Origin of the sequence: Reichenbachiella sp. (assembly GCF_039941815.1) — a bacterium.
Lineage (GTDB): Bacteria > Bacteroidota > Bacteroidia > Cytophagales > Cyclobacteriaceae > Reichenbachiella.
Genome location: NZ_JBDVDW010000061.1, coordinates 147951 through 172739 on the forward strand (window position 1 = coordinate 147951; position 24789 = coordinate 172739).

Here is a 24789-nt window from a genome sequence, read left to right on the forward strand (position 1 = left end):
CTTAAAAACCAATTTATTTAGCAGATGAAATCTATTACAGATACTGCTCAAGGAATGCTGTTACTGCCGTCCAATAGCCTTGACTATCGCCGAATTGATTCCAAAGCGCCCTTGATCCATGGCTCCCCGAAGACTCCGGTATATAGTAAGTTTTCTTCTGCGTAGGGATAGCTTCATTGATACCCCACCAACTGTTTTTCTCGCTTCGTGAGGACGTTATAAACGAAGGACATTGAATCTTAGCTGCACTGGTGGTAATGAAGTCTTTCGGTTTGCCCATAGACTGAAAATACTCTCCAGGTGAAAAAGAGAGCACCCCATCGATTTCATTTGCTCGATCTCCAGCTATCTTTAGCACTAATGCTGCTGAATAGGAGCTGCCCCAAATAAGTAAATCTCCTTTCGCTAGAAATTCTTGAGCATGATTGATAGCAGCATTCATATCGGGAAGTGCATTGATGTATTTTGTTTCTTTCATCATCTGACGAGCACTGAGGAAAGTCTGGTTCTCGACATTATTTATACTCTTGCCGGATCTCTGATCTATTGCCATACAGTTAAAACCCATTTGATTCAAAATCGGCGCTATTTCCAAATATTCGCCTCTGCTCCACCCCGCCTGATGATAAAGAATGATAAAAGGAACAGTATCTGCATGAGCCAGATGTAGGTCTACGGTCACCTCTACACCATCATTGGCCTTGATCTTAATTGTTTCTATTGCGTGTGCGGCAAGTCCAAGAGTTAAGAAAAAAGCCAGTAGAAATATTCTCATGTGATTCAATTTTAGATTTGAAAAATTAAATCTAATGAATCTAACCTATACTGCAACGCTATTATCTCTCAGCGCATCGTTTAGCGACGTTTTTTTATTAGTGCTTTCCTTCCTGACACCAATAATGAGTGCGCAAGGCACATTGTATTCTCCTGCCGGAAATTGTTTCGCATATGATCCAGGTATCACTACAGATCTGTCTGGCACATATCCCTTATATTCCTTGGGTTCATTACCAGTCACATCTATGATTTTGGAGCTGGCTGTCAGTGTCACGTTTGCTCCGAGAACAGCTTCTTTTCCAATGCGCACTCCTTCCACCACTATGCAGCGTGACCCTAAGAATGCATTGTCTTCGATGATCACGGGTGCAGCTTGCACAGGCTCCAATACTCCGCCTATCCCAACACCACCACTCAGGTGAACTCCCTTACCAATCTGAGCACAGCTACCTACAGTAGCCCAGGTGTCCACCATGGTTCCTTCATCCACATAAGCTCCAATATTGACATAAGAAGGCATCATGATCACTCCACTGGAAAGGTAGGCGCCATATCTGGCAACGGCGTGTGGCACTACCCTCACCCCTAGTTTATCGTAGTCAGATTTAAGTGCCATCTTATCATGAAATTCAAATGGGCCAATTTCTATTCTTTCCATTTTCCTTATTGGAAAATATAAAATTACAGCCTTCTTTACCCAATCATTAACCTGCCATTCATTGCCATTGGGTTCTGCACATCGCAGCCTTCCTTTATCCAATTCTTCTATCACAAACTCGATAGCCTGTATGACTTCTGGAGATTGAAGTTTAGATCTATCTTCCCAGGTTTCTTCTATTATTTTTTTGATTTCTTCCATTTCGAATGCTATGATTTTTTTCCTGATTTTACGGTTGAATTAGGAGAGGCAAAACTAGCTACATTTCTAAGGATCAAAAACCTTTCGGCCGCTTTGATTTTCACGTGGCTTGCAGAGTCTGTTAAATAATTAACAATTAAAAGATAGAACAGCAATCCATTCACGCAAAACGATGGTTTAAATATTTAACCAATTATTTACTTTAGATATTAATATGTAAGTCATTGATATATTGTTAGATAAACTGATGAACAAAATTATATTTGGTTAGCATAATCGCATGATATGTCATATTAATCGCATGATTTACCTATCTTAACCTTCCCTATTTAACTCATTTATGATTGAATTACTTGTCTCTGAAAAAGTCAAAAATCTCATTCCTCAGTATAGAGATTTTATACAAACTCACCTCGTACCTCATGAGCTTAGCCTGCTAAGTACGGCCAGTACAGACACGCTGGATACTGCGCTTATGGGCATAAGAAATAAAGCGCGTGCTGCCGGTCTTTGGGCTCCTCACCTACCTGAAAAGGAAGGTGGATTGGGATTGAATCTCGTAGAGTTTGCACAGGTAAGTGAGATCATGGGTATGACACCATTAGGACACTTCGCCTTCAATTGTCAGGCACCAGATATTGGCAATATGGAGCTGCTCAAGGAATATGCCTCTGAGGATATACAACAAAAGTTTTTAGCACCACTACAAAAGGGGGAAATTAGAAGCTGCTTCTCCATGACGGAGCCTGAGCATGCTGGGTCCAATCCTCGACACTTGAGTACTACTGCAGTCCGGGACGGAGACCATTATGTAATTAACGGTCACAAGTGGTTTACCTCTTCTGCAGACGGTGCAGCATTTGCGATTGTAATGGCAGTCACCAATCCCGATTCAAGCGACCCGTATGGCAAAGCAAGTATGATCGTAGTACCCACTGATACTAAAGGGTTCGATTTGATACGCAATATTCCTATTATGGGCGAAGAGGGTCATGGCTATATCAGCCATGCTGAGATTAAATACGATGACTGCAGGGTTCCTCTTTCCCATCTGATTCATGAGGAAGGTCAAGGATTTATGCTGGCGCAGCAACGTTTAGGTCCGGGACGTATTCATCACTGCATGAGATGGATTGGGATTTGCGAGCGAGCGCTTGACTTGATGTGCAGGCGTGCTGTTGAACGTAAAATATCAGAGACCGAAGCACTTGGACACAAGCAAGCCATTCAGCATTGGATAGCCGAATCAAGGACTGAAATCGACGCTGCAAGACTTCTAGTATTAGATGCAGCGTATAAAATAGAAAATCAAGGAAGTAAGGCCAGTAGGAAGGAGATTTCCTCTATTAAATACTATGTAGCCAATGTATTGCAGCAAGTGCTGGATCGTGCCATACAGGTGCATGGTGCTTTGGGTATTACAGATGACACAATACTGGCATGGTGGTATAGACATGAACGTGGAGCCAGAATTTATGATGGCCCGGATGAAGTCCATAAATCAGTAGTGGCTAGAAGTGAATTAAAAAAATATCAATCATAAGTAAATGAGTCTTCGCGAGAGAAATATGCTAATGGATCGCTCAGGCATGATTAGGCCTGGAGAAAACTTGGATCTTGGATTGCTCAATCAATATTTGAAAGATTGGCCAGAGTTTGAGGAAGGTGTTAGCATTGAGCAGTTTCCCAGTGGGTTTTCAAATCTGACTTATCTGGTCAAATCAGGACCACAAGAATTTGTACTCCGACGCCCACCTGTAGGTGCTGATGTAAAAGGTGGGCACGATATGAAACGGGAATACGATCTGTTGACCAAAATCAATCCGGTATGTCCCTACTCCCCCAGGCCTATTCTTCATTGTGCTGACAAGAGTATAATTGGGGATGAGTTTTTTATTATGGAAAGGGTACGCGGTATCATATTGAGAAATGCACCGCCAAAGAATATGCCTATGACTTCTGACCTTATGCATTCGATTAGCAGCAATGCGGTTGATATTTTGTGCGATCTTCATCAAATTGATCTGGACAAAAACAATCTTTGGGAACTTGGCAAACCGGAGGGCTATGTGCAACGGCAGGTGACTGGCTGGATAGACAGATATGAAAAATCTAAGACTGATCAGCTACCAGGCATGGAAGAGCTGGGAGCTTGGTTATCTAAAAACGTCCCCAACAGCCAGGCTGTGGCACTCATTCACAATGATTTTAAATATGACAACCTAGTACTCTCACTAGACGATAACTCTGAAGTGCTGGCGGTGCTGGATTGGGAAATGGCTACCATCGGTGACCCCTTGATGGACTTGGGCACGGCCTTGGCCTACTGGGTTGAGCTAATGGATCCACCTGCCCTTAAGGCCTTTAATCTGACATGGATGCCTGGAAATCTCAACCGGCAACAAGTACTGGAAAAATACACAGAGCAAACCGGCATTGATACGTCCAATATCAATTTCTACTACGTGTTTGCATGTTTTAAACTCGGTGTGATTTGCCAGCAAATTTATGCCAGATACAAAAAAGGACTTACCAACGATCCACGGTTTGCGGGACTAATTGGAGTGGTCAATGCCTGCTCGCAGAATGGGCTAAAAGCGCTAAACAACGACAAAATTTCAAACTATTGACAGAGAAACTTGCATTACACGATATTAAAAATGTCCTGATCCTAGGTGCTGGCACCTTAGGCTTAAGAGTAGGGCTCCAGGCTGCGCTCTCTGGTTATAATGTTAAAATCTATGACATCAATCAAAAGCAGCTCGACATGGCACTGGTGGTGCAGCGCAAACTTGTTCGAACGTTGGAAAAAATGCCAACTTTCAAAGGCAAAGATATTGATGGGATCATTGATGGAATAGTATTTACAACTGACCCTGTCCTGGCAGCAGATGGAGCTGATATTATCAACGAGTCTGTAATTGAAGATATCGATATAAAGAATAAGGTTTGGACTCAATTTGGTGAATTGTCTCCTGCTCATACCATTTTCACTACAAACACATCATTTCTCCTTCCGTCGATGTTTTCTAAGTCTTCAGGAAGACCTGAAAGGTTTTGTGCTTTTCATTTTCATGATGTATTTGTTGCCAATGTGGTGGATATCATGCCACACTCATCGACGGCTGATTGGGTAATTGATTTGCTTTATGATTTTGGAAAGAAACTAAACCAAACACCTATTAGAGTCAAAAAAGAATCTGCTGGATATGTATTTAATTACATGTTGATGAGTTTTTTACAGGCTGCTGTCACACTATTAGCCAATGGCGTAAGTAATGTTCAGGATATCGACCGATCCTGGATGGGTAATTTCAACATGCCGGTTGGCCCTTTTGGTATGCTCGATCAGGTGGGATTAGATACGGCCTGGCGAATAGCCAGCAGCCAGCAGACTCCACAAGGCAAGCTGTTTGCCTCTGTGTTGCAAGAATATGTTGACAATAACCATCTGGGAATAAAAAGTGGTAAAGGATTTTATAGCTACCCTAATCCTGAATATCAGGAGGCGAATTTCCTGCAGTAGTCACCGCTGCTAATTATGCTTTTAACTAAGTAGAAATCTCTCAATTGACCAAAAATCAATTAGTATCAAAGCAAAGCCTGTACATAAGGACGGCTGCACGTTTCGATTGAATCGGCAAGTAGTTCAAATTGCCAGTCTCGTTGGCTGTATGATCGTCTGACCCTGCTAGCCCCAGCCCATCAATTGCCATATCTACCAGACCATTCGTGAACGATACATCTGCTGCCCCGGCTTTTCTGGGATGCACTGGTTTCACCTCGCCATATCCCAAATCCTGGCTTACCTTCGAATAATATCCCAACAATACATGGTTGCCTTCTGTCTCCGTAAGTGGAGGGTATCCTCCAGCCTTAAAAGTCAATTCACTGCTGGTTCCCGGGCGATTTTCAGCGGTTATCCTTAGCATGGCTTCTTTGGCTCGGGACAGTTGCTCCAACGATACCGCACGAATATCCCCATTGACAAGGGTCTGTTTCGCTACCACGTTACTTTTGCCGTATGCGGTTCCGCCGTTTTTATTATTGTCATAGGTAATCGCGGTTCCACCCAGTATTACACCTGGATTAAAGGTGAGATTTTCTTCAGTAGACAACTCAGTATAAAAGGCGTTGAGAATTCGGGAGGTTTCATAGATAGAACCTACACCTACCCTTTCGGTAAATATCTGTGAGCTATGTGCAGCATTTCCAGTGACTTCAAGCTTCCATCCAGAAGAACCCCTTCTGGTCACTACTATGGTCCTGGGGTCGCCATCGGCGTTTTCAAAAGCTAACGCAATATCAGCTCTTTCCGAAGCCTCGATGATTGCTTTTTTTGACAATTCCAGAGGGCTTCCGCTCTTCTCCTCGTCGCCCGTGAGTACGACTTCAATATGCATATCCTTAAGTACACCAGCGTCCTTGAGCGCATGTAAGGCGGCAAGAATAATCACATCACCGCCTTTCATATCTATGACGCCAGGCCCTTGAATTAGGGAGTCATTCAGCATTTGAAAGGACTGAAAAGGATGATCAGGCTCGAAAACTGTATCCAGGTGTCCAATCAGTAGCAATTTTGGTCCTTTGGTGCCTTTATTAACTGCCACAAGATGGCCGGCTCTGTTAAAGGATTCACCGCTGACCCAGGTCGTTTCCATTCCTAGGTCATCAAAGTATGGTTTGAGTGTCATGCCTACGGCTCGGACTCCATCGAAGTTCATCGTACCACTGTTGGTGTTTACCACGTCTTTTAGCAACTGAACGTAAGTTTGATTATGTATTTCGACAGACCGAACGATTTTGGATTCTATTTTTGAGATTTGAGCTGAGCACATCAGGGCTAGACCAGACAGTAAGAGGGCTACGAGAATTGATTTCATATTCGCTTTATTATAAGTAAGCAATATAGGGTTTGGACAAAAAAAATCCCCAATCTTTCGAATGAGGATTTTCAAAATTACGTATTAGGTCAATCTTTTCTGAACTTTTTCAAAATCTGTTCCATATGTTTTCCTGCAGCCTCACGTCCACCAAGGCCATAGGCCAGTGCAACGGTAACGGCTAGCGATCCTAGCGTCAGACCAAATGCCAAGTCAATGATACTATTGGCTATTCCCATTGTGCGTAGTGCAATGGCGAGAAACAATCCTATGATTGCCATTCTAGCGATTCCAGCAGCAAATTGGTTTTCTTCTGCTTTGGCCAAAGAGCCATAGACCATAGAGGCCACAAAATTGCCCAGCACCATGACTACCAATCCAAACAATATATTACCTGACAGGTTGAGGATACTGTGTAGCACTTCTGTCAATCTATCCAGACCAAGAAGCTCGATTCCAGAAATGATTCCAAAGAAAATGATAAAGAAGAGTATCACATTGGAGATCACTTTAGACAACGACTGGTCTTCGTGGATAATAAAAAGATGTAGCTGTTTGGTCAGTTTGTCTGTACCGATATTCACCAACAAATCATTGATAAACGAGGTCACAAATCTTCCACCTATGAAAAATATGGTAATGATCAAACCTGCTCCAATAATGTTGGGTACGGCATCCATCAAAGTATGTAGAATATTGTTGGCTGGTGTAGTAATCGCCTCTAATTCTAGCGCATTCAATCCTTGAATAAACATAGGGATGAATATTACGATGAACACAATTTGCTGAACGAAATGAATGAATTTATCCGTCTCTTTGAATCCTATCTTATCTGATACACGATCCAGAAAGCTTCCAGCCATTTTTACCAGGTTTGATACAATTTTGGCCAATATATAACCAACAAAAATAAAGGCTCCAGCTGCGATTATTTTTGGTACAAAGCCGATAAACTCGTAAATGGTATTTTTGATCAAATCATATTCATAACCAAATCCTAATAAATTTAGAACGGTGAGCAATACAACGATCAGTATAATGTAGTATGCCAAATTAGCCAGAAACTTATTAGTATCTACAATGGTGTTTCCAAGCAGGCGCTCATCCCAATCTGTCCTTTTCATTAAAAAATAGACAAATTTGCGAACCAGGACAGCAAAAAGCCACCCTAGAATAAACACCACCAACGCGCCCATTGCGCCTGGCAGATAGCCATTAATTGTGTCAATAAGATTTTGTATGTAATCAGGTAGTACCATATTTTCCTCAGTTTAGATTTGTTTTAATTTTCTGGTGAATAAGTTAGCCCAAGCCTGTGAATATTCCTAACATTGCTTTCAAAGAAATATTGGAATAATTCAATTCAATCCTATATTTATCTAATCAGGACAATGCTTTTTGAATCAGTCTAACATCATTAGTTGAATAATCCATTTGCATGGCTCGTTCCTGACCTTTCTCGGTCATTTTGGACCATGTCTTTTTTAGTATGTCCACAACCTTTTCATCATCATGCTTTTGCGCAAATTTTGAAAACTGGTATTTTAAAAATACAAGGCATACTACATCTTCCAGCTTTTGTGTCTCCGGATCATTTTTCAATCGCTTTTTGGTCACCAGGTCATGCACTTCTTGAGCTAACTCTTCCTCCCCTTTTGAATCACGTATAAGTTTAGAAAGTAAGTCACCGTGAAATAACTTAAGCTCAGTTCGCCATTTGAGATATCCTTTTCTATCCATAGGATAGTCCGATCTGGGAATCGCCCATCGTTTGATATGTTGCCCTCGTGTTGCAATCTGTAATGCATCGGAGGGTGACTCTTCATATTCGAACAGCATGGCTGTCATACGCTGGCTGTATAGCAGCTCTTTGGGATATCCCTGGCCATTGTAAAGCTCGATATTTGGATCATTTGCGTTGATCTCATCTATGGCCGCCAGAATCTTTGTAATCATAGATTGAACATTTATAAGGATTAGGTAAATCTAGCTTACAAAATTGACTATCTATCCAGATCGTTTATCTTCGCGCTATGAATATTGGAAATCAAAAAGTAGTATCTATCACCTATAAGCTGCAAGAGGGGGATAAAAGTGGTGCTACAGTACAAGAAGTAGACAGCAATGAACCCTTTGTTTTTTTGTTTGGCGCAAGCCAGGTATTGCCAGATTTTGAGGTCAACCTAATGGATAAAACCATTGGTGACTCTTTTGAATTCGGAATTAAAAGCGACAATGCCTATGGTCCTATCGATGACAACGCTGTTGTCGATTTGCAGAAGAGCATGTTTGAAGTAGATGGAAAATTAGGAGAAATAGTAAAGGTCGGAAATTTCCTTCCTATGAACGACCAGGAGGGCAATCCACTTCAAGGATTGGTGGTTGAAATCACTGATGAGCATGTAAAAATGGACTTCAATCATCCTATGGCTGGAAAAGATCTGTTTTTCTCTGGTGAGATTATAGAAGTTAGAGACGCTACAGCAGAAGAAATAGAACACGGTCATGCACATGGTACGGGCGGTCATGATCACTAGACATTTTTAAAACAATAAAAAAGCCTGATTTGAAATTCAAATCAGGCTTTTTTTATGACTAGTCACAGTATTCTTATTTCTTAAGAACTCTAAATTGTTTATTTCCTAAATCCGTTTCAATTATCACCTGGTATACACCGATTTGTGTATGGCTTAAATCTATTTCGAAGGAATCGCTATCCAATCCGGCAAGCACCTGCTGATAAACAATTTGCCCGGTGGTAGACACGACCATAATTTTTGCACTATTCAAATTTTCGTTTGCTCTGACCTTCAGAACATCTTCTATAGGGTTTGGATGGTAGTTGAATTCTAATTGATAGTATGGTGCGTCTATTCTAAGTATTTCAGAATACATATACTCTCCATCAAAATCAATCTCCTTGATCCTATAATAATTAACAGCTGCTGAAGGTGAACTATGCGTAAAGTAGTAGTCATTCACCAAGGACTTATCGTTTACTGCATCCAAGGTGCCAATAGAAGAAAATGAACTTCCATCCAGACTATTTTCTATTTCATAATGGCTGACATTGACTTCATTAGCTGTTACCCAATTCAGCACAACTACTTCATCCTCATATTGCCCCTCGAATGATAAGAAATCTAATGGAAGCGGAGTGGTCTCATCGTCTACATTGGTGACATTGACTGTTTGTGCTGGCAGTGAGGTAAATGCTGCATCACTAGTACCATCGACTGATACGGTGATCGCATATACTTGATTACCATCCGCATCCGCGTCATCTGCTGGGGTTACCGTGATGACTTGTGGAACATTCCAGTTGCCAGCGTCAAACGTGATGTTAGTTGGACTCACGGATCCTTCATCGCTACTTTCGGCTATTGTAATATCCACATCACTCCCGGGAACTACATCCAGAACGATTGTAAAGCTGTCTGAGGCACCTGCCTCCGTTGTGGTCACGCTAGTCGTACTCAGTATCACGCCCTGATCGTCATCCTGATTGGTCACGGCTACCAATTCATCACTGGCTGGGTCGAACGCATCATCACTCGAAGCATCGACCACAGAAAGTGTAATGGTATATCCCTGATCGCCATCCAGCTCGGTATCGTCTTGCGGACTTACAGTTACATCTTGTGGTACATTCCAATCACCAGATGTAAATGTTAGCGTTGCCGGACTAACTGTTCCTTCATCACTAGATCCGTCATCTACGTTGATTACCACATCAGTAGCTGGTGCGATGCTCAACTCTACTGAGAAGGTCACATCTGATCCACCTTCGATTGTGGTGACAGGATCACCAGACACTCTGATCGACCCTTCATCATCTTCATTTGTCCCATCTATGGTTTGATTTGCCGCATCGTCATAATCGTCATCACTACTTGGGTCGTTTACCGAAACGGTGATTTCGAAATCAATATCTCCATCATTGATGCCGTCATCTACTCCGTTGACACTTACGCTCTGAGGAATGTTCCAATTACCGGAATTAAAGGTGAGACTTGTAGCACCTAATGACACTTCGTCGGCACCACCTGTAAGGGCAATATTTATAACTACATCGGTGACTGGCATGAGGGTAAGGGCTACATCGAAACTATCGTTTGTGCCATTCTCTCCTGTTGTCAGAAATGACTCTGAAACAGTAAAATCACCGTTTTTGTCAATGTAATTTTCTTTTCCATCAGCATCGTTGTCGGGCTTACCACTTACATTTCCATAGAAATCGCCTCCCGAATCCACATCGAATAGGTTGATAATACCGTCGTTGTCTTCATCGACGTAGCTAGTAGGAACATCAGGATCTAAGAAATCAGGCCAATCATCTCCATCTGAATCAGTGTTTAACCAGGACAAATCCAGTTGGTTATATTCACTTGCGTTGGAATAGGCTACAGCTCTGTCAAAATAGTCATCGTTATATTCATCATCTTCGTCATCATCAAATCCTTCGAGGTAGTCAAATACTCCATCTCCATCGGCCTCCAGATCAAGATAATCAGGGTTGTCAGCACTATCAGTATTGGGCACTGTCAAGGCTGTACCGCCATTGTCAGCGTCTACCAGATTGCCCCAACCGTCACCATCTGTATCTCCTACAGTATCCAGAATACCATCTCCGTCGGTATCACTTCCTCCAGCTTCAATCAGATCTACAAGTCCATCATTGTCGGAGTCTTTATCAAACATATTGTTAATCCCATCTCCATCGAAATCGCCAATAACCAGAGCAGTACCGCCTTCGTCCGGATCTAAAGTATCGATGATACCGTCATTGTCGTCATCTCTATCCACTCCATCGACAATATCATCACCATCTGAATCTACACCGCCTGAAATACTGAAGTCAAAAGCGTCATCTATTCCATCGCTGTCCAAATCTACTCCCAAGGTGGCATCCACGTCATAGGTATCCAAGAGTCCATCGTTGTCTGCATCGTCCAGTCCGTCGAGTTTGCCATCATTGTCTACATCGGTACCTCCGTTTTCGACTAAGTCAGGAATACCGTCATTATCACTATCCAAATCAAAGAAGTTAGGCACACCATCCAGATCGGTATCATATTCATCCCATATCCCATCTCCATTGGAGTCTGTCAAAGTGCCAGGGTTGTCGAGATCATTGTAATTATAAACTCCATCCATATCTGCATCTGCAAATGGATCTATCGCCGTAGCTGTGTATTCGTCATCGTTGAGTACTCCGTCCTGATCTCCGTCAAGATCTTGACCATCAGCTACCAAATCTTTATCAGAGTCATTGAAGTACAAGTAATCAGGTGTGGCTCCACCCCCTTGTACTTTGTCATTGGTCCAGATTCCATCTCCGTCTACATCCTCAATAGTGGTGGTGATGTTGTCCTGATCGTCGTCTGTATCTCTAAAGTCAAGGATGCCATCATTGTCAGTATCCTGTAAATCTGCATTGCTACCCAAAATATTATTTATTCCAGAACCGGAGAAATTGTCAAACAAGTCCCAGAGTCCGTCTTCGTCAGTATCTGTGTTATATCCTGATTCATCCGAAAGAAGTCCATCTTGATTGGTATCCAGATCGCTAAATCCATTTCTATTGGCATCGAAGGCCTCAATGAAATCTGCTATAAACAAAGCATTGCTAAGGTCATTGTCTGAATTGGTATCTCTATAATCCGGTTCGTCAGTACCGTCAGAATTGACAGGTGTCAGCGGTGTGCCGCCGTTATCATTGTCATAGTTGTCATCTAATCCATCGCCATCTGTATCTGTGCCTGAAGGTATAGTTAGGCCCGCAGTAGATTGCCCTTCAAGGTTATCTGTGAGGCCATCATTATCACTATCCAAATCAAGGAAATCGTCGAGTGCATCACCATCCAAATTATCATTGTTTAGCGGTGCGGAGGCTACCGCATCAACTAACCCATCATTTGGCGTAGTATCTGTACCACTAAATCTTCCGGTGTTAATGTCAAAACCTCCTATGACAGGTACGATACCATCATTGGCTTCTACTGCATCATATAATCCATCGTTGTCAGAATCCAAATCAAAGAAGTTTGGAACTCCATCTCTATCTTGATCTACTCTATCATCTACCCCGTCTCCGTTGGCATCTACATAGCTAGTATTGTTGACATCATTATCATCCAGATAATTGTAAATATCATCTCCATCTTCGTCTCCAAACGGATCGCTGTTAGGAGTTCCCAGGTCATCATAGATGACACCTGCGTACTCGTCTGTATTCAACACTCCATCGTTGTCAGAATCTCCATCTGAATTATCTGCTACTCCGTCACCGTCTACATCAGGACTGTACAAATAATTAGGTACTGCTCCGCCTCCCTGAGTAAAGTCATCTGCCCAGTTTCCATTGGTATTACTATCTTCTCCACTTGCCCCTGTCGAGCTTGTAAGCAAGCCATCTTCATCATCATCGGTGTCTCTGAAATCAGGTTCTGAATCTCCGTCGGTATTTTGTAATGTTTGGTTAGAACCATCTATGTTGGCAATGGTGCCGAGCCCTGAATTACTATCGAATATATTCCAGATGCCGTCATTGTCAGAGTCAACATTGTAACCAATTTCATCGGTGATGTCGTTGTCTCCGTCGGTATCCCAATCAGCAAAACCATCGCCATCGCCATCCCAACCTTCTATGATATCCAATACTCCGTCATCATCAGAGTCAGAATCAAGATAATCGTTAGGCACTGTCGAATCGAAGTTGGTTGGTGAAAATGCACCAGCTCCTTCATATACATCCAGAATTCCGTTTAAGTCAGTATCTCCTGCACTTGGAGCGATATAGTCGGCAGTTGTCTGAGCTTCTCTATTGTCTGTAATTCCGTCGTTGTCAGAGTCTAAATCCAGAAGATCATCTATGCCATCGGAATCAGTATCTATAGTGGACCACGGCGTGCTATCCAAAGTATCGTCAGCACCATTTGGGCCGCTATAATTCGGTACAAACGACTGACATTCAGCAACAAGGATGGTGTAATTCACTTGGTTTCTTCCAGTAATGGCGTCTCCGGTAGTTCCGTCCACATTGAGACCCATGGTATGGTTATCACCATCGTCTGCATCGAAATTAGTAGTGATAATTCGTATTTCATTACTTGCTTCAAAGAGCAGCATCTGAACTGTACCTGTTCCACCAGCTCCGAAGAATGGTACTGCGTCGTAGGTGACTACGAATGTTCTATTCGGGAAAGTGCCATTGGTACCATAGGTAACTGTCCCACCCGCAGATGGATCCCAATCTCTATGATTCATGAAAATGGTATTTGTGTAAGTACCATTTGGTATGGCCACCGCTGCTGTAGCATTGCCATTCGTGATGTTATCAAAGCTAAACCAGCCATTGGATTGCAAAGTAGTAGTGGTTCCGCCTGCTATAGTGCTGCTATAGAAATTAAAATCAAAAGGCAGTGTAGGATTTGAATAGGTATCATCTCCGGTCGGACCATTGGTGTGTCCTACTGTAGATTCAAACGTGGTTGAACAACCTGTGGATATGGTGTAAGATGCGAAAGCGCCTCCACCAGACACATCCGTAAAGCCGTCCACTGTTCCATCATTGTCTACATCTGGTTGGCCAATTTCTACTATGTCAGGAATACCATCATTATCCGAATCTAAATCTCTGTAATCTGGTCTGCCATCCAAATCTTTATCGAACTGATCAATGACCAAATCATTGTTGGTGTCAGTAAATCCTGTAGTATTTGTACCTACTCCATCTCCATCGGTATCTGCAACATTAGCAAGCCCATCACCATCAATGTCAAAATCCTGATAATTATACAGTCCATCGCCGTCGATATCTCCGCTCGGATCAATAGGAATACCACCGCTTTCATTGACATTAGTCAAGCCATCATTGTCAGCATCTACGTCAGAATCATTGTTGGTTCCGTCACCATCCTCATCTTGATTACCATATAAGTAGTCTGGAATGATTCCTCCCGGATCCAATATCGGAGTGGTAGCTTCTGCAGAAGTTAATATTCCGTCACCGTCATCATCGGTATCCTGAAAATCCCATATTTGATCTACATCTGTATCTTGAACTGCTGAGGAGCTCCCCGTGATGTTCACTGATCCGGTGCCGTTATTAGAATCAAATAAGTCGAAGATACCATCCTCATCTACATCAGCATCCCATCCGGTTTCGTCGGTCGGATCATTGTCGTTATCGCTATCCCAATCTCCATACTGGTTGCTATCGTCGTTAGCGCCCTCCACGTTGTCATTGATACCGTCTCCATCAGAATCTGCATCAAGAAAATCTTCATTGCCTGCTACATCAGTATTAACAGGGGTGATCAATGAACCTCCGTTATTTGGATCATAGGCATCATCAAGTCCATCTCCATCGGTATCTAATCCTGACGGAGCTATATACGTTGCTCTGGTTTGCGCCTCAATGTTGTCAGGAATACCATCATCATCTGAGTCCAGGTCGATATAATCTGCTATACCGAATGGATCACTATCGGAATCCGGGGCAGTGATGGGTGTAGATTCTTGTGTATCATTCCATCCGTTGCCATTTGCATCGGTGAATCCGCTCAGCTGACCAGTCGCTGGATCAACTGCCTCTCCATATTCATATGGATTAGGGATTCCATCGTTGTCAGAATCGAGATCGTGAGAATCCGGATTACCGTCTCCATCTGTATCACTATTCAAATAAGGATTTGATTCTAAAAAGTCGTCCAGGCCGTTTCCATCCGAATCGGAATCAAAAGTATTATCTATACTATCGCCGTCATCATCAGAGCCTCCTGTTTGGTCGACATCAAATAAATCATCAATACCATCTCCATCAGTGTCGACGCCTGATCCTCCATTAGTAACAAAATAGCTGATGTCTACATTGTCTGGAATACCATCATCATCAGCGTCCAATGAATTGTCGACCATACCATCTCCATCAGCATCTGTACCGCCTGCTTCTATTATATCTGGAAGTCCATCATTGTCAGCGTCTAAGTCCTGGTGGTTTAAAATACCATCATTGTCGTCGTCTAATGCACCAACGGGTGATCCACCATTATCAGGGTCAGCAGTATCTGACCAGCCGTCTCCATCGGTATCTGCGGCGTTGTCGACATATCCATCACCATCAGTGTCTCCCAGTCTGCTTTCTACTGCGTCGGTCACACCATCATTGTCGGAGTCAAGGTCTTTGTAGTCATCCAAGCCATCATTGTCTGTATCCGGAATGGTATAGGCAGTGCCTCCGTCATCCGTATCGACTATATCAGCTAATCCATCAGCATCTGTGTCTGTGGCATCATCCACCTTACCGTCATTGTCAGAGTCAGTTCCGCCTGCTTCGATGATATCCGGGAGCCCATCGTTGTCGGCATCAAGATCGGCAGCATCAGTATAGCCATCTCCATCCGTATCAGCAGATACAAGTGGAGTTCCCCCATCATCCGAATCGACAGTATTAGCCAAACCATCTCCATCGATGTCCAGATCTCCAGTATCTAAAATGTCATCACCATCTGTATCGGTTCCACCGCTAACACTAAAATCATAGATGTCGTCTATTCCATCGCCATCCGAATCTGCACCAAAGGTTACATCTACGTCAACATTATCTGGAATACCGTCACTATCGGCATCATCCAAACCATCAACACGTCCGTCTCCATCAATATCAACTCCTCCTGCTTCAATAATATCAGGAATACCATCGTTGTCTGAGTCTAAGTCTTTGAAGTTTGGCAGTCCATCCAGATCGCTATCGAAATTATCCCAAATTCCATCGCCATTGGCGTCCACTTCTACTATATTATTAATAACTGCAGGATCATCTGCATCCCTAAAATTAGGAATACCATCTGCGTCATCATCTCCACTAGGATCGACACTCTCGCCGTTAGCTTCATCTACATCCAGAATACCGTCATTGTCAGAATCAGCATCCAACGCATCAACAATAAGGTCTAAATCAAAATCACCGTTGTATAAGTAATCTGGTATGGTGCCTGACTGACCACTGGTTTGATCATCAGCATAATTTCCGTTGCCATTGTTGTCTTCATCGATAGTATTCGCTCCATCATTGTCATCGTTAGCATCCCGCCAATCATTAAAATCCGTACCATCAGTATTTTGCATACTTGCATTCGAACCGGTCGCATTGTCTCCTGATCCCAATACTACATTGTCGAATATATCATCCAATCCGTCGCCATCAGTATCCGTTCCATATCCAGAACCTGCCTCATCCGTGATATCATTATTGGAACCTGTAGCATCCCAATCGCCAAACCCATCGAAATTTGCATCGTGTCCTTCTATGATATCATCAACATCATCATTGTCTGAATCTGTATCCAAATAGTCGGCTAGGTCTGCTCCATCTGAATTAACAGCGCTAATCAAGGTACCGCCGTCATCTGGATCGAAACTATCATCTATACCGTCACCATCATTATCAGATCCGCTTGCTGCTATGTACCCAGCCGAAGATTGAAATTCAATGATGTCAACGATTCCATCTCTATCACTGTCAATATCTCTATAGTCATTTACACCGTCACTATCACTATCAGCGTTGGCCAAGGTAGATGTTCCACCAGCAGAGACCACATCACTGTCTATATAGTTCATGAGGCCATCATTGTCTGGATCATTGAGTCCAAACATCCCTGTGGTGACGCTTAAACCAAATGGTACCTCTCCGTTATTTGCCTCAATGGCATCAAGCATACCGTCGTTGTCTGAGTCCAAATCCAGAAAATCCGGAACGCCGTCAAAATCGGAATCAAATACATCATAGATTCCGTCCCCATTGTCATCATCGGTAGAGGAAAGTCCACTGGTAACTGTAGCGTCCGCAAAATCTCTATAGTTTGGTACAGAGTCACCGTCTTCGTCCCCACTAGGGTCTATAGATTCTCCATTACTCTCGGTGGCGTCACTAATACCATCATTGTCTGAATCAGCATCAGAAGCATCAGCAATCGCATCGCCATCAAAATCACCTCTATATAAATAGTCTGGTGTCCCGCTTCCCTGTCCTTCAGTAAAGTCATCAGCCCAATTTAAATTTCCATTGGCATCTTCACCAGCGGTAAGATTGCCATCATTATCATCATCAGTGTCCTGAAAATCCGACAAACCGGCGCCGTCCGAATTTTGTACCGGAGCTGCAGTACCGCTGTTGTCAGTATCGAAAATATCCCATAGACCATCTGTATCTGTATCCACATTGTATCCAGTTTCATCAGTGATATCATTGTTGGACCCTGTAGCATCCCAATCTCCAAAGCCATTGAAATCAGCGTCATGTCCTTCGATGAGATCAATTACTCCGTCTCCGTCAGCATCAGAATCGAAGTAATCCTCTGAACCATTGGTATCAGTATCGACAGGTACAATTAAGGTTCCACCGTTGTTTGGATCATAGACATCCAAGAGACCATTAGCATTGGTATCACCAGCAGCTGAGGCTATGTAGGCATTACTAGCCTGAGCTTCAATATTGTCTAAGATGCCGTCATTATCACTATCAATATCGCGATAGTTAGCAAAAGTACCATCCGCATCTGAATCTGTGAGTGCCAGCGCGGCAGACTCTTGCGTATCGTTCCAGCCGTTGTCGTTGGCATCTGCAAAACTGGCAATCTGACCATTGGTTCCGGCTGTACCGCCTGCTTCAATCACATCGACAATTCCGTCATTATCGCTATCCATATCAAGATAATCAGCGAGTCCATCGCTGTCTGTACTGGTCGGTACAATAGCCAGACCATCGATAGTGTCATCTACACCATTGACATATACCGGTATGAACGATTGACACTCTGCAGAGAGAATTGTATAAGCCTGCTGATTTCGACCAGTAACAGCATCTCCAGTGGTGCCATCTACATTTAAACCCATGGTTTGATTATTACCGTTGCCAGGGTTGAAATTAGTAGTTAGAATTCTGATTTCGTTAGTCGTTTCATGCAGTTGCATTTGAACTGTTGCAGTTCCTGTGGTATTCCAAAAAGGTACATTTGTATAAGTGTAAACGAAGATTTCGTTGGCGCCTGTTCCATTCACTCCATAAGTAACCGTCCCTCCCGAGCTTGGATCCCAATCCTGAATACTGAGGAGTACCGTATTGGTATAGGTAGCGTCTGGAATTAATGGTGCGTCATTACCATTTCCTCCTGGGTTGAGATTATCAAAACTGAACCAGCCATTGGGTGCAAGTGTAACTGTAGAGCCGCTTGATTTAAGATTGCCATAAAAATCAAAATCAAAAGGCAAAGTGGTAGTAATTTCAGTATCATCAGCGGTTGGGCCAGTTGTATGACCACCGGTAGCCTCAAATGTAGTAGAACAGCCGCTCGAAATCGTATATTGAGAGAAGGCTCCACTACCAAAACTTCCCCCTGACACATCTGTAAAACCATCGACAGTACCATTGCCATCAGCATCGGTCTGACCAGATTCGATTGCATCAGTGATTCCATCATTGTCACTATCTAGGTCGATTGCGTTTGGAATTCCATCCAGATCAAAGTCAAAATTATCATTGATGCCATCTGCATTACTATCTACAAATCCTGCAAAGTCAGTATCTACATAGTCTGGAATACCATCCGCATCAGTATCATCATCCCAATCTCCCTCTTGTGCGTCAGAGAGTCCGTCATTATCACTATCAAAATCGCTGGTGCCTGTGATACCATCTCCATCGTTGTCACAGACATAATCGAAGTTGATGGTTTGAGTATTTACCTGATAGTAACCAAAAGACCAGGTATTATGAAGGTCAGAATCAGTTGCAGACCAATTGTGGTTGTCTAGATTTGAACCATCCAGTTCTGTTGTAGGGGTCTCATTGGTGGTTACATTTGAGTCATCCCAAAATATAAGGTCAGAACTTGTTGCCGGCCTTACATCATTCATGCGAATACCCGCTGTGTTGTTTTCCACATCATAAAGCGGAACGTGCAATGGACCTGAAGTAAATCTTCCTGTAATGGTTAAGTTAGTCCCTGCCGCTACGGGATTGCCCAAACCATCGATTCCATCCCATGTTATTATTGAATATCCTTCTGCAGCCACTTCAGCTTCAATGATGACATCTGTAGAACCGGCATCGTAACCAATAGCACCATTTAAATCAATAATTACAGCAATTTGCCCATTCTGGTTTGATTCAAAAGTAATAGCGGCCTCTCCTCCTGTACCAGAAGAATTACAATAAAAGTTGGCATCGGTGATGGTTACCGTTGGTAAGGTACTGGTCGGGTAAATTTCCAAATCAGGGTTATTGATAAACAAATCATACTCAATGAGTGCTATTTCAGTACCTTGTGATTGTCTCAATAATGTAAAATCAGTTGTGCCCGCTTGTGCAGCATCTGCACCAGTCGAATTGGAATAAACGGACAGAGAGTAAGGTGCAATACCTGACAAATCCAATTCTTTGACATAGTATCCGGCATCGACTCCACCTACAGTTGAAGGAATCAGTGAATAGAGTTGAAATTCAGTAGACAGTACATTTGTACCTCCATTTGCGCTAAAGCTTAATTTTCTTCCATGTAGTCTTCCTGTTTTTTCTTCAGATCCATCATATACAGAAAAATCCCAAAGATCATACTGACTTCGGGCATCTATATCGTTGGTATATCCGGCGTTAGGACCTCCGTCGGCTTGAAGGAAAATAATAAAGAAGTCTTGATCTAATCCAGTGTTGTTCGTGTATGAGTTGGCATCGTATCCCCCGGCTCCTACCACAGCTAATGGACCAGCTGTAGCCTCCGCGTAGGTATGAATCACTCCTGAACCGTCAACAAATGTGGAATTATCAGTAGTGCCTTCGTCATCGTCCAACAACCATGTGGCGACTGGCGCATCTACTCCTGGCGTTTCACCAATTTCAAAAAGTGCAACGGTTAATTGTTCATTGGTAGCACCGGCTGAGAACCGGTTGAGCCCCCAGTAGAGTGTCTCTCCATCATTTATGTAGACATAGACTCGTTCGTTCACCGGTGCCTGGGGATCGAAAAAATTTCGTGTGTCTATGCCTCCGGCATTGACATCGTGTTCTAGATATCCTATGAAGGTATTGGTGCCTGTGGCCGTACCGGTATTCGCTGGGGTAAGGTTTTTAGAGCCTTCCGAATACACATAAAATGACCATAAGCATAAGATTGCTGCTGAAACTATCTTTCTCATTGTGCGCTGACTTGTAAACTTCGATCCAATATTAATTCTCTTTCGCCTCCAAAAAGGAAATTATTGGACGAATGCCCATATATTTTCTACGAAAAAAGGAAAACGAGCTAAAAACTGGTGGAATTAATTGAAAATCTATTCAATTGTGTTTTCAAAAATATCGCAATTGTACAAAAAAAAGCCTTAAAATTATAAATTTTAGACCGAAAAGTACAATTTACTAAATTGACTTATCCTAGTATTTGACTAGTATGATCTTTGGTCTTCACCTTGCCTATGATCTCTGATATTTTTCCGTTTTCATCTATCAGAAATGTAGTCCTGACGGTTCCCATATATTTTCGCCCATACATTTGTTTTTCTGCCCACGTGCCGTATAGATCATGGACCTTTTTGTCTGGGTCAGAAATCAAGTCAAATGGCAATTCGTACTTATCAATAAACTTAACATGTGATTTCTCGGTGTCAGTGCTTATGCCCAATACTACATAACCCTTTTTTTGGAGCTCTTCATGGTTGTCCCGTAGATTACAGGATTGTGCTGTACAACCGGGTGTATTGTCCTTTGGATAGAAATAAAGAACCGTCTTTTTGCCTAGGTAATCGGATAATTTTACTGTTGAACCGTCTTGAATCTTTGCCTCAAAATCGGGAGCAATGTCTCCTACTTGTAATGTCATGTACTTGATTAATTTGTCCAAAAAATTAGGCGCAATTTACACACTTATTTGATTGCGGCATCAACATAATTCGCCCTAGGGGTATAGGTTTTTTGCATCTTACACAAAGGCCAAATTCTTTGTCATCAATGCGTTCAAGTGCAGACTCCAACTTTTTCAGTTTATCTTCAGACTGCGCTAGCGACGCCTCATTGATGCTTTTGTTGTTGATCGCGTCCATTCTGCTTACTCTTCCGATTGCATTTTCAGGAGATATTGGTTGGGTAAGATCTTTGAGGGTTATGATGTTCTCTTTTACTTTAATCAGCTCTTCCTTAATTTTTTTCTTGACCTCATTTTTATCAAACTCCATAGCTACAAGTACTATTAATATCCACGAGAAATAATTGTACCGAGCTCATCGGTATCCACAAGAGTGATTTGGTTTGACTTGATTTCAATTAGATTCTCTTTTTTGAAGTCTGACAAGGTTCGAATGACTGATTCAGGAGAGGTACCTACAATATTAGAAAGGTCTTCACGCGAAAACTGAAATCTTTTTTGTTCAGACCCATAATTTTTCTGAACGGTGAGCAGCGCTTCCGCTACTCGCTGACGCACAGAGTTATAGGCGATGTGCAGCATTTTCTCCTCCTGATCTTTAAGATTTCCGGAAAGTATTTTTATAAACTTAGAAGCTACAGAGCGATCTTTATAAATCAATTTTAGGAAATCATCTTTAGGGATGTAGTAGGATTCGCTATCCTCAATGGCCATGGCAGAATCTGAATGGTCGGACTGAGTGATAAGGTCATGGAAACCTATAAAATCTCCAGATCCGTACAGTCCAGTAATCAGCTCCTTCCCATCCTTATTGGTTTTGTAGGTTTTAATCTTGCCCTTATTAATAAAGATTAGATAGTTAGGATAATCACCCTGAAAATAGAGGTTGGTCTTTTTCTTATGATGTCTGATACGTTTTTCTTTTGACATCTCCTTTAAGCTTTCTATCTCACGCGCATCATTGAAGAAGTTGTCCAGGCCAGAAATATTTGCGTCATATTCGCTTTGAATTTGTTTAGTTCTTTTCAGCCGTGCTTCTACAGCACCGAGCAGCTCAATATCATCGAAGGGTTTGGTCAGATAATCATCAGCCCCTAGATTCATTCCTTTTCTCATGTCGGATTTTTCCACCTTTGCAGTAAGAAATATAAATGGAATATGAGCTGTAGAAGGGTTTTTGGAGATGATATGTAGCACGCCATATCCGTCCAATTCCGGCATCATAATATCGCAAATAATAAGGTCTGGGTGTTCAACTTTCAACTCTTCAAGGCCTTCTTTTCCATTTGTAGCAGTTTTTACTTCATAGCCGGATAATTCAAGAATTTCGGCTGTATTCTCTCTTACTTCTACATTATCCTCTATCAATAAGATTTTATTCATTTTCAATAGCTTTTAATTTTATTTTGAAGGTAGAGCCTTTCCCTTCTTGACTCACAAAGGTAATTTCACCATTTATTAATTCAAGATACTTCAATACAATATTCAATCCTAAGCCAGTCCCTTGAATATGGGCTGCATTATGCGCCCTGAAGAACTTATCAAACAGATGTTTTTGATCTGCCTTTGGTATACCAATACCCTGATCTATGACCTCGATGGTCAGATATCCAGATTCAACGACTACTTTCAGTGTAATCACAGATCCTTCTGGAGAATACTTAATAGCATTAGACAGGAGATTAACGATACCTTGCTTTAATATCTGTGTGTCTGTAGAAAACTGAGCTTCCGGATGCTCACAAATTAACTCTAGCTTCTGATTGCTTTTCATCAGCTGGCGCATTTCCTCAGCGATTTCGTTGAGGAAATCACAAATCACTATCGTTTGTGGAGAGATGTTCATTTTCCCAGCATCCAACCTGTCCATAGATAAAAAATCATTGAGAATGCCAGTCAACTCCCCGACACTCGACTTTATTCTATTGATGTGTTTTAGTTTTTTATCCTTGTTTTCATCTGTGATGTATTTTCCGATCAACGATACCGATGAAAGAACCGCACTTAGCGGTGTTCGAAACTCGTGAGACGCCATAGAAACAAAACGCGTTTTGAGTTCGCTTAGCTCCTTCTCTCTTTCCAGTGCAATTCGAGCTTCGTTTTCGGCCTTCACCCTTTCTTTCATTTGTTCTTCGAGCTCGCCGTTGGACTTTTTTAATTCTTCGATGGCTTCATTCAATTTCCTGGTCCGGTCTTGCACCCTTTGCTCAAGCTCGGCAGCATACTTCAAAAGTTGCTCTTCACTTCGTTTAAGCTCTTTTTCTGCCTCCTTTCTTCGGGAGATATCAATGATATGAGCTACCGTTACATTCTTTTTGTCTACTTGCGCCACATTCAAACTAATCTCTACGGGAAAGGTATCTCCGTTCTTTTTTAAGGCTACCAAATCTCTTCCTACACCCATTTGTCTAGGCTCAGGATTACTATCATATGCTAATCTATTCTTTTCATGATTGGACCTAAGGTCAGCGGGCATGAGTGATTCAATCCTCATTCCATTGAGCTCGCCAGGCGTATACCCAAACAGTTCTTCGCATTGTGGGTTTGCCAGTTCTATTACACCATGATTTACCACAAGGATACCTTCTACACAGGAATAAAAAATACTCTGAAAAGTGTTGGTATTCTGATCTAACATGGTCCTTCCTTATTCTGGTTCCAAAAGTAGATGTAATGATAAATTGAAAAACTGATTTTTATCATAAAATTCGCTGATCATTGCCATGATGCTGAGGTGACTCTATTGGTAATTTTGAGTTAAACTGAATTGGAATCAATGAACTCAGCTCGCAGGCTACTCATACCTATTGATTTTTCTCCCGCCTCCAAGGCTGTGGTGAAATATGCATTAATCGAAGAGGAATATAAAAATGATCATATTTTAATGTTTCATTCATTTAGATTGATTTCAGATGAGTTTAGTGACTATCGATATGCGCCGAGGGATTTAAAAAAGAGACTGGAAAAAGAGCTTTCAACTACATTTCAGGAGTTTAATCAGGATCTAATAGAGCTTTCTAAAGCGTCAGAAATTGAATTTAGAATGGAGGTGGGTTTTATGGTCAATTGCATCAATACGATATGCAGCGAATCCAAAATTGACATGATTCTCTATACATTCAAACAAAACAAAGAACACGCAGTTCTTGCTGATTTAATTGAACTGGGTTGTGCACCTATTTTGCTTATTCCAGAGACGATCAACCCGGAAAAAGAGATTCCATTATCCATACATGAGATTTCAAAAGACAGTTTCAATGACAATTGGATTGAGTATATGCGTGAATTGGAATCAAACTCAAATTTATCCTACAAGGTAATGCCAATGTAAGCCTGTATCTAAACTGGA

General features: G+C 42.1%; 15 protein-coding genes. 5 read left to right on the forward strand and 10 right to left on the reverse strand.

Translation table 11 applies throughout. The annotated features are described in order from the left end of the window. Window positions 1–34: 34 nt before the first annotated feature. Both ABJF11_RS14730 and ABJF11_RS14735 read right to left on the reverse strand, forming a co-directional pair. Entirely contained in the window at window positions 35–775 is a 741-nt protein-coding gene (locus tag ABJF11_RS14730; RefSeq protein WP_348120665.1) for an alpha/beta hydrolase, read from the reverse strand. Window positions 776–820: 45 nt separating this feature from the next. Further along, on the reverse strand, window positions 821–1636 hold the full coding sequence (locus ABJF11_RS14735) for a 2,3,4,5-tetrahydropyridine-2,6-dicarboxylate N-succinyltransferase (RefSeq protein WP_348120667.1): 816 nt from the start codon (window positions 1634–1636) through the stop codon (window positions 821–823). A gap of 340 nt (window positions 1637–1976) precedes the next feature. On the opposite strand from ABJF11_RS14735, the gene ABJF11_RS14740 reads away from it, so the two are divergent. Genes ABJF11_RS14740 through ABJF11_RS14750 form a run of 3 tightly spaced genes read left to right on the forward strand, consistent with a single transcriptional unit; the run spans window position 1977 to window position 5162 of the window. Continuing rightward, the gene (locus ABJF11_RS14740; RefSeq protein WP_348120668.1) at window positions 1977–3179 is read left to right on the forward strand and encodes an acyl-CoA dehydrogenase family protein; all 1203 of its coding nucleotides are present in this window, start codon (window positions 1977–1979) and stop codon (window positions 3177–3179) included. A gap of 4 nt (window positions 3180–3183) precedes the next feature. Continuing rightward, window positions 3184–4266 carry a phosphotransferase family protein gene (locus tag ABJF11_RS14745; protein ID WP_348120670.1) on the forward strand — a complete coding sequence of 361 codons (1083 nt, stop codon included), beginning with the start codon at window positions 3184–3186 and terminating at the stop codon, window positions 4264–4266. Then, on the forward strand, window positions 4263–5162 hold the full coding sequence (locus ABJF11_RS14750) for a 3-hydroxyacyl-CoA dehydrogenase NAD-binding domain-containing protein (protein WP_348120671.1): 900 nt from the start codon (window positions 4263–4265) through the stop codon (window positions 5160–5162). The genes ABJF11_RS14745 and ABJF11_RS14750 overlap by 4 nt, the downstream gene beginning before the upstream one ends. Before the next feature lie 55 nt (window positions 5163–5217). On the opposite strand, the gene ABJF11_RS14755 is transcribed toward ABJF11_RS14750, so the two are convergent. The 3 genes from ABJF11_RS14755 to ABJF11_RS14765 all read right to left on the reverse strand — a co-directional run bounded on the left by ABJF11_RS14755 (window position 5218) and on the right by ABJF11_RS14765 (window position 8475). Then, entirely contained in the window at window positions 5218–6519 is a 1302-nt protein-coding gene (locus ABJF11_RS14755) for a M20/M25/M40 family metallo-hydrolase (protein ID WP_348120673.1), read from the reverse strand. Between the two features lie 89 nt (window positions 6520–6608). Beyond that, window positions 6609–7778 (reverse strand): mechanosensitive ion channel, encoded by a 1170-nt coding sequence (locus ABJF11_RS14760; RefSeq protein WP_348120675.1) that lies wholly within the window; start codon window positions 7776–7778, stop codon window positions 6609–6611. Window positions 7779–7902: 124 nt separating this feature from the next. Then, window positions 7903–8475, reverse strand: a complete 573-nt coding sequence (locus tag ABJF11_RS14765) for a DUF4202 domain-containing protein (RefSeq protein WP_348120677.1) — start codon at window positions 8473–8475, stop codon at window positions 7903–7905. Between the two features lie 77 nt (window positions 8476–8552). Here ABJF11_RS14765 and ABJF11_RS14770 point away from each other — a divergent pair, with 77 nt between their 5' ends. After that, complete coding sequence (locus ABJF11_RS14770) at window positions 8553–9056, forward strand: FKBP-type peptidyl-prolyl cis-trans isomerase (protein ID WP_348120678.1); 504 nt, start codon at window positions 8553–8555, stop codon at window positions 9054–9056. A 73-nt stretch (window positions 9057–9129) separates the two neighbouring features. Here ABJF11_RS14770 and ABJF11_RS14775 read toward each other — a convergent pair whose 3' ends face one another. The 5 genes from ABJF11_RS14775 to ABJF11_RS14795 form a co-directional block, all read right to left on the reverse strand. After that, a complete protein-coding gene (locus tag ABJF11_RS14775) occupies window positions 9130–20718 on the reverse strand; it encodes a T9SS type A sorting domain-containing protein (protein ID WP_348120680.1) in 11589 nt (3862 codons plus the stop codon). 230 nt (window positions 20719–20948) lie between these two features. Continuing rightward, a complete protein-coding gene (gene bcp / locus ABJF11_RS14780; protein WP_348120681.1) occupies window positions 20949–21398 on the reverse strand; it encodes a thioredoxin-dependent thiol peroxidase in 450 nt (149 codons plus the stop codon). 25 nt (window positions 21399–21423) lie between these two features. Continuing rightward, on the reverse strand, window positions 21424–21750 hold the full coding sequence (locus ABJF11_RS14785) for a TraR/DksA C4-type zinc finger protein (protein WP_348120683.1): 327 nt from the start codon (window positions 21748–21750) through the stop codon (window positions 21424–21426). Window positions 21751–21764: 14 nt separating this feature from the next. Next, entirely contained in the window at window positions 21765–22823 is a 1059-nt protein-coding gene (locus ABJF11_RS14790; RefSeq protein WP_348120685.1) for a response regulator, read from the reverse strand. Beyond that, window positions 22816–24078 (reverse strand): PAS domain-containing sensor histidine kinase, encoded by a 1263-nt coding sequence (locus ABJF11_RS14795; RefSeq protein ID WP_348120686.1) that lies wholly within the window; start codon window positions 24076–24078, stop codon window positions 22816–22818. The genes ABJF11_RS14790 and ABJF11_RS14795 overlap by 8 nt, the downstream gene beginning before the upstream one ends. Before the next feature lie 138 nt (window positions 24079–24216). Between ABJF11_RS14795 and ABJF11_RS14800 the strand changes: the two genes are divergently transcribed. After that, complete coding sequence (locus ABJF11_RS14800) at window positions 24217–24771, forward strand: hypothetical protein (protein WP_348120688.1); 555 nt, start codon at window positions 24217–24219, stop codon at window positions 24769–24771. The last annotated feature ends 18 nt before the right edge of the window (window positions 24772–24789 follow it).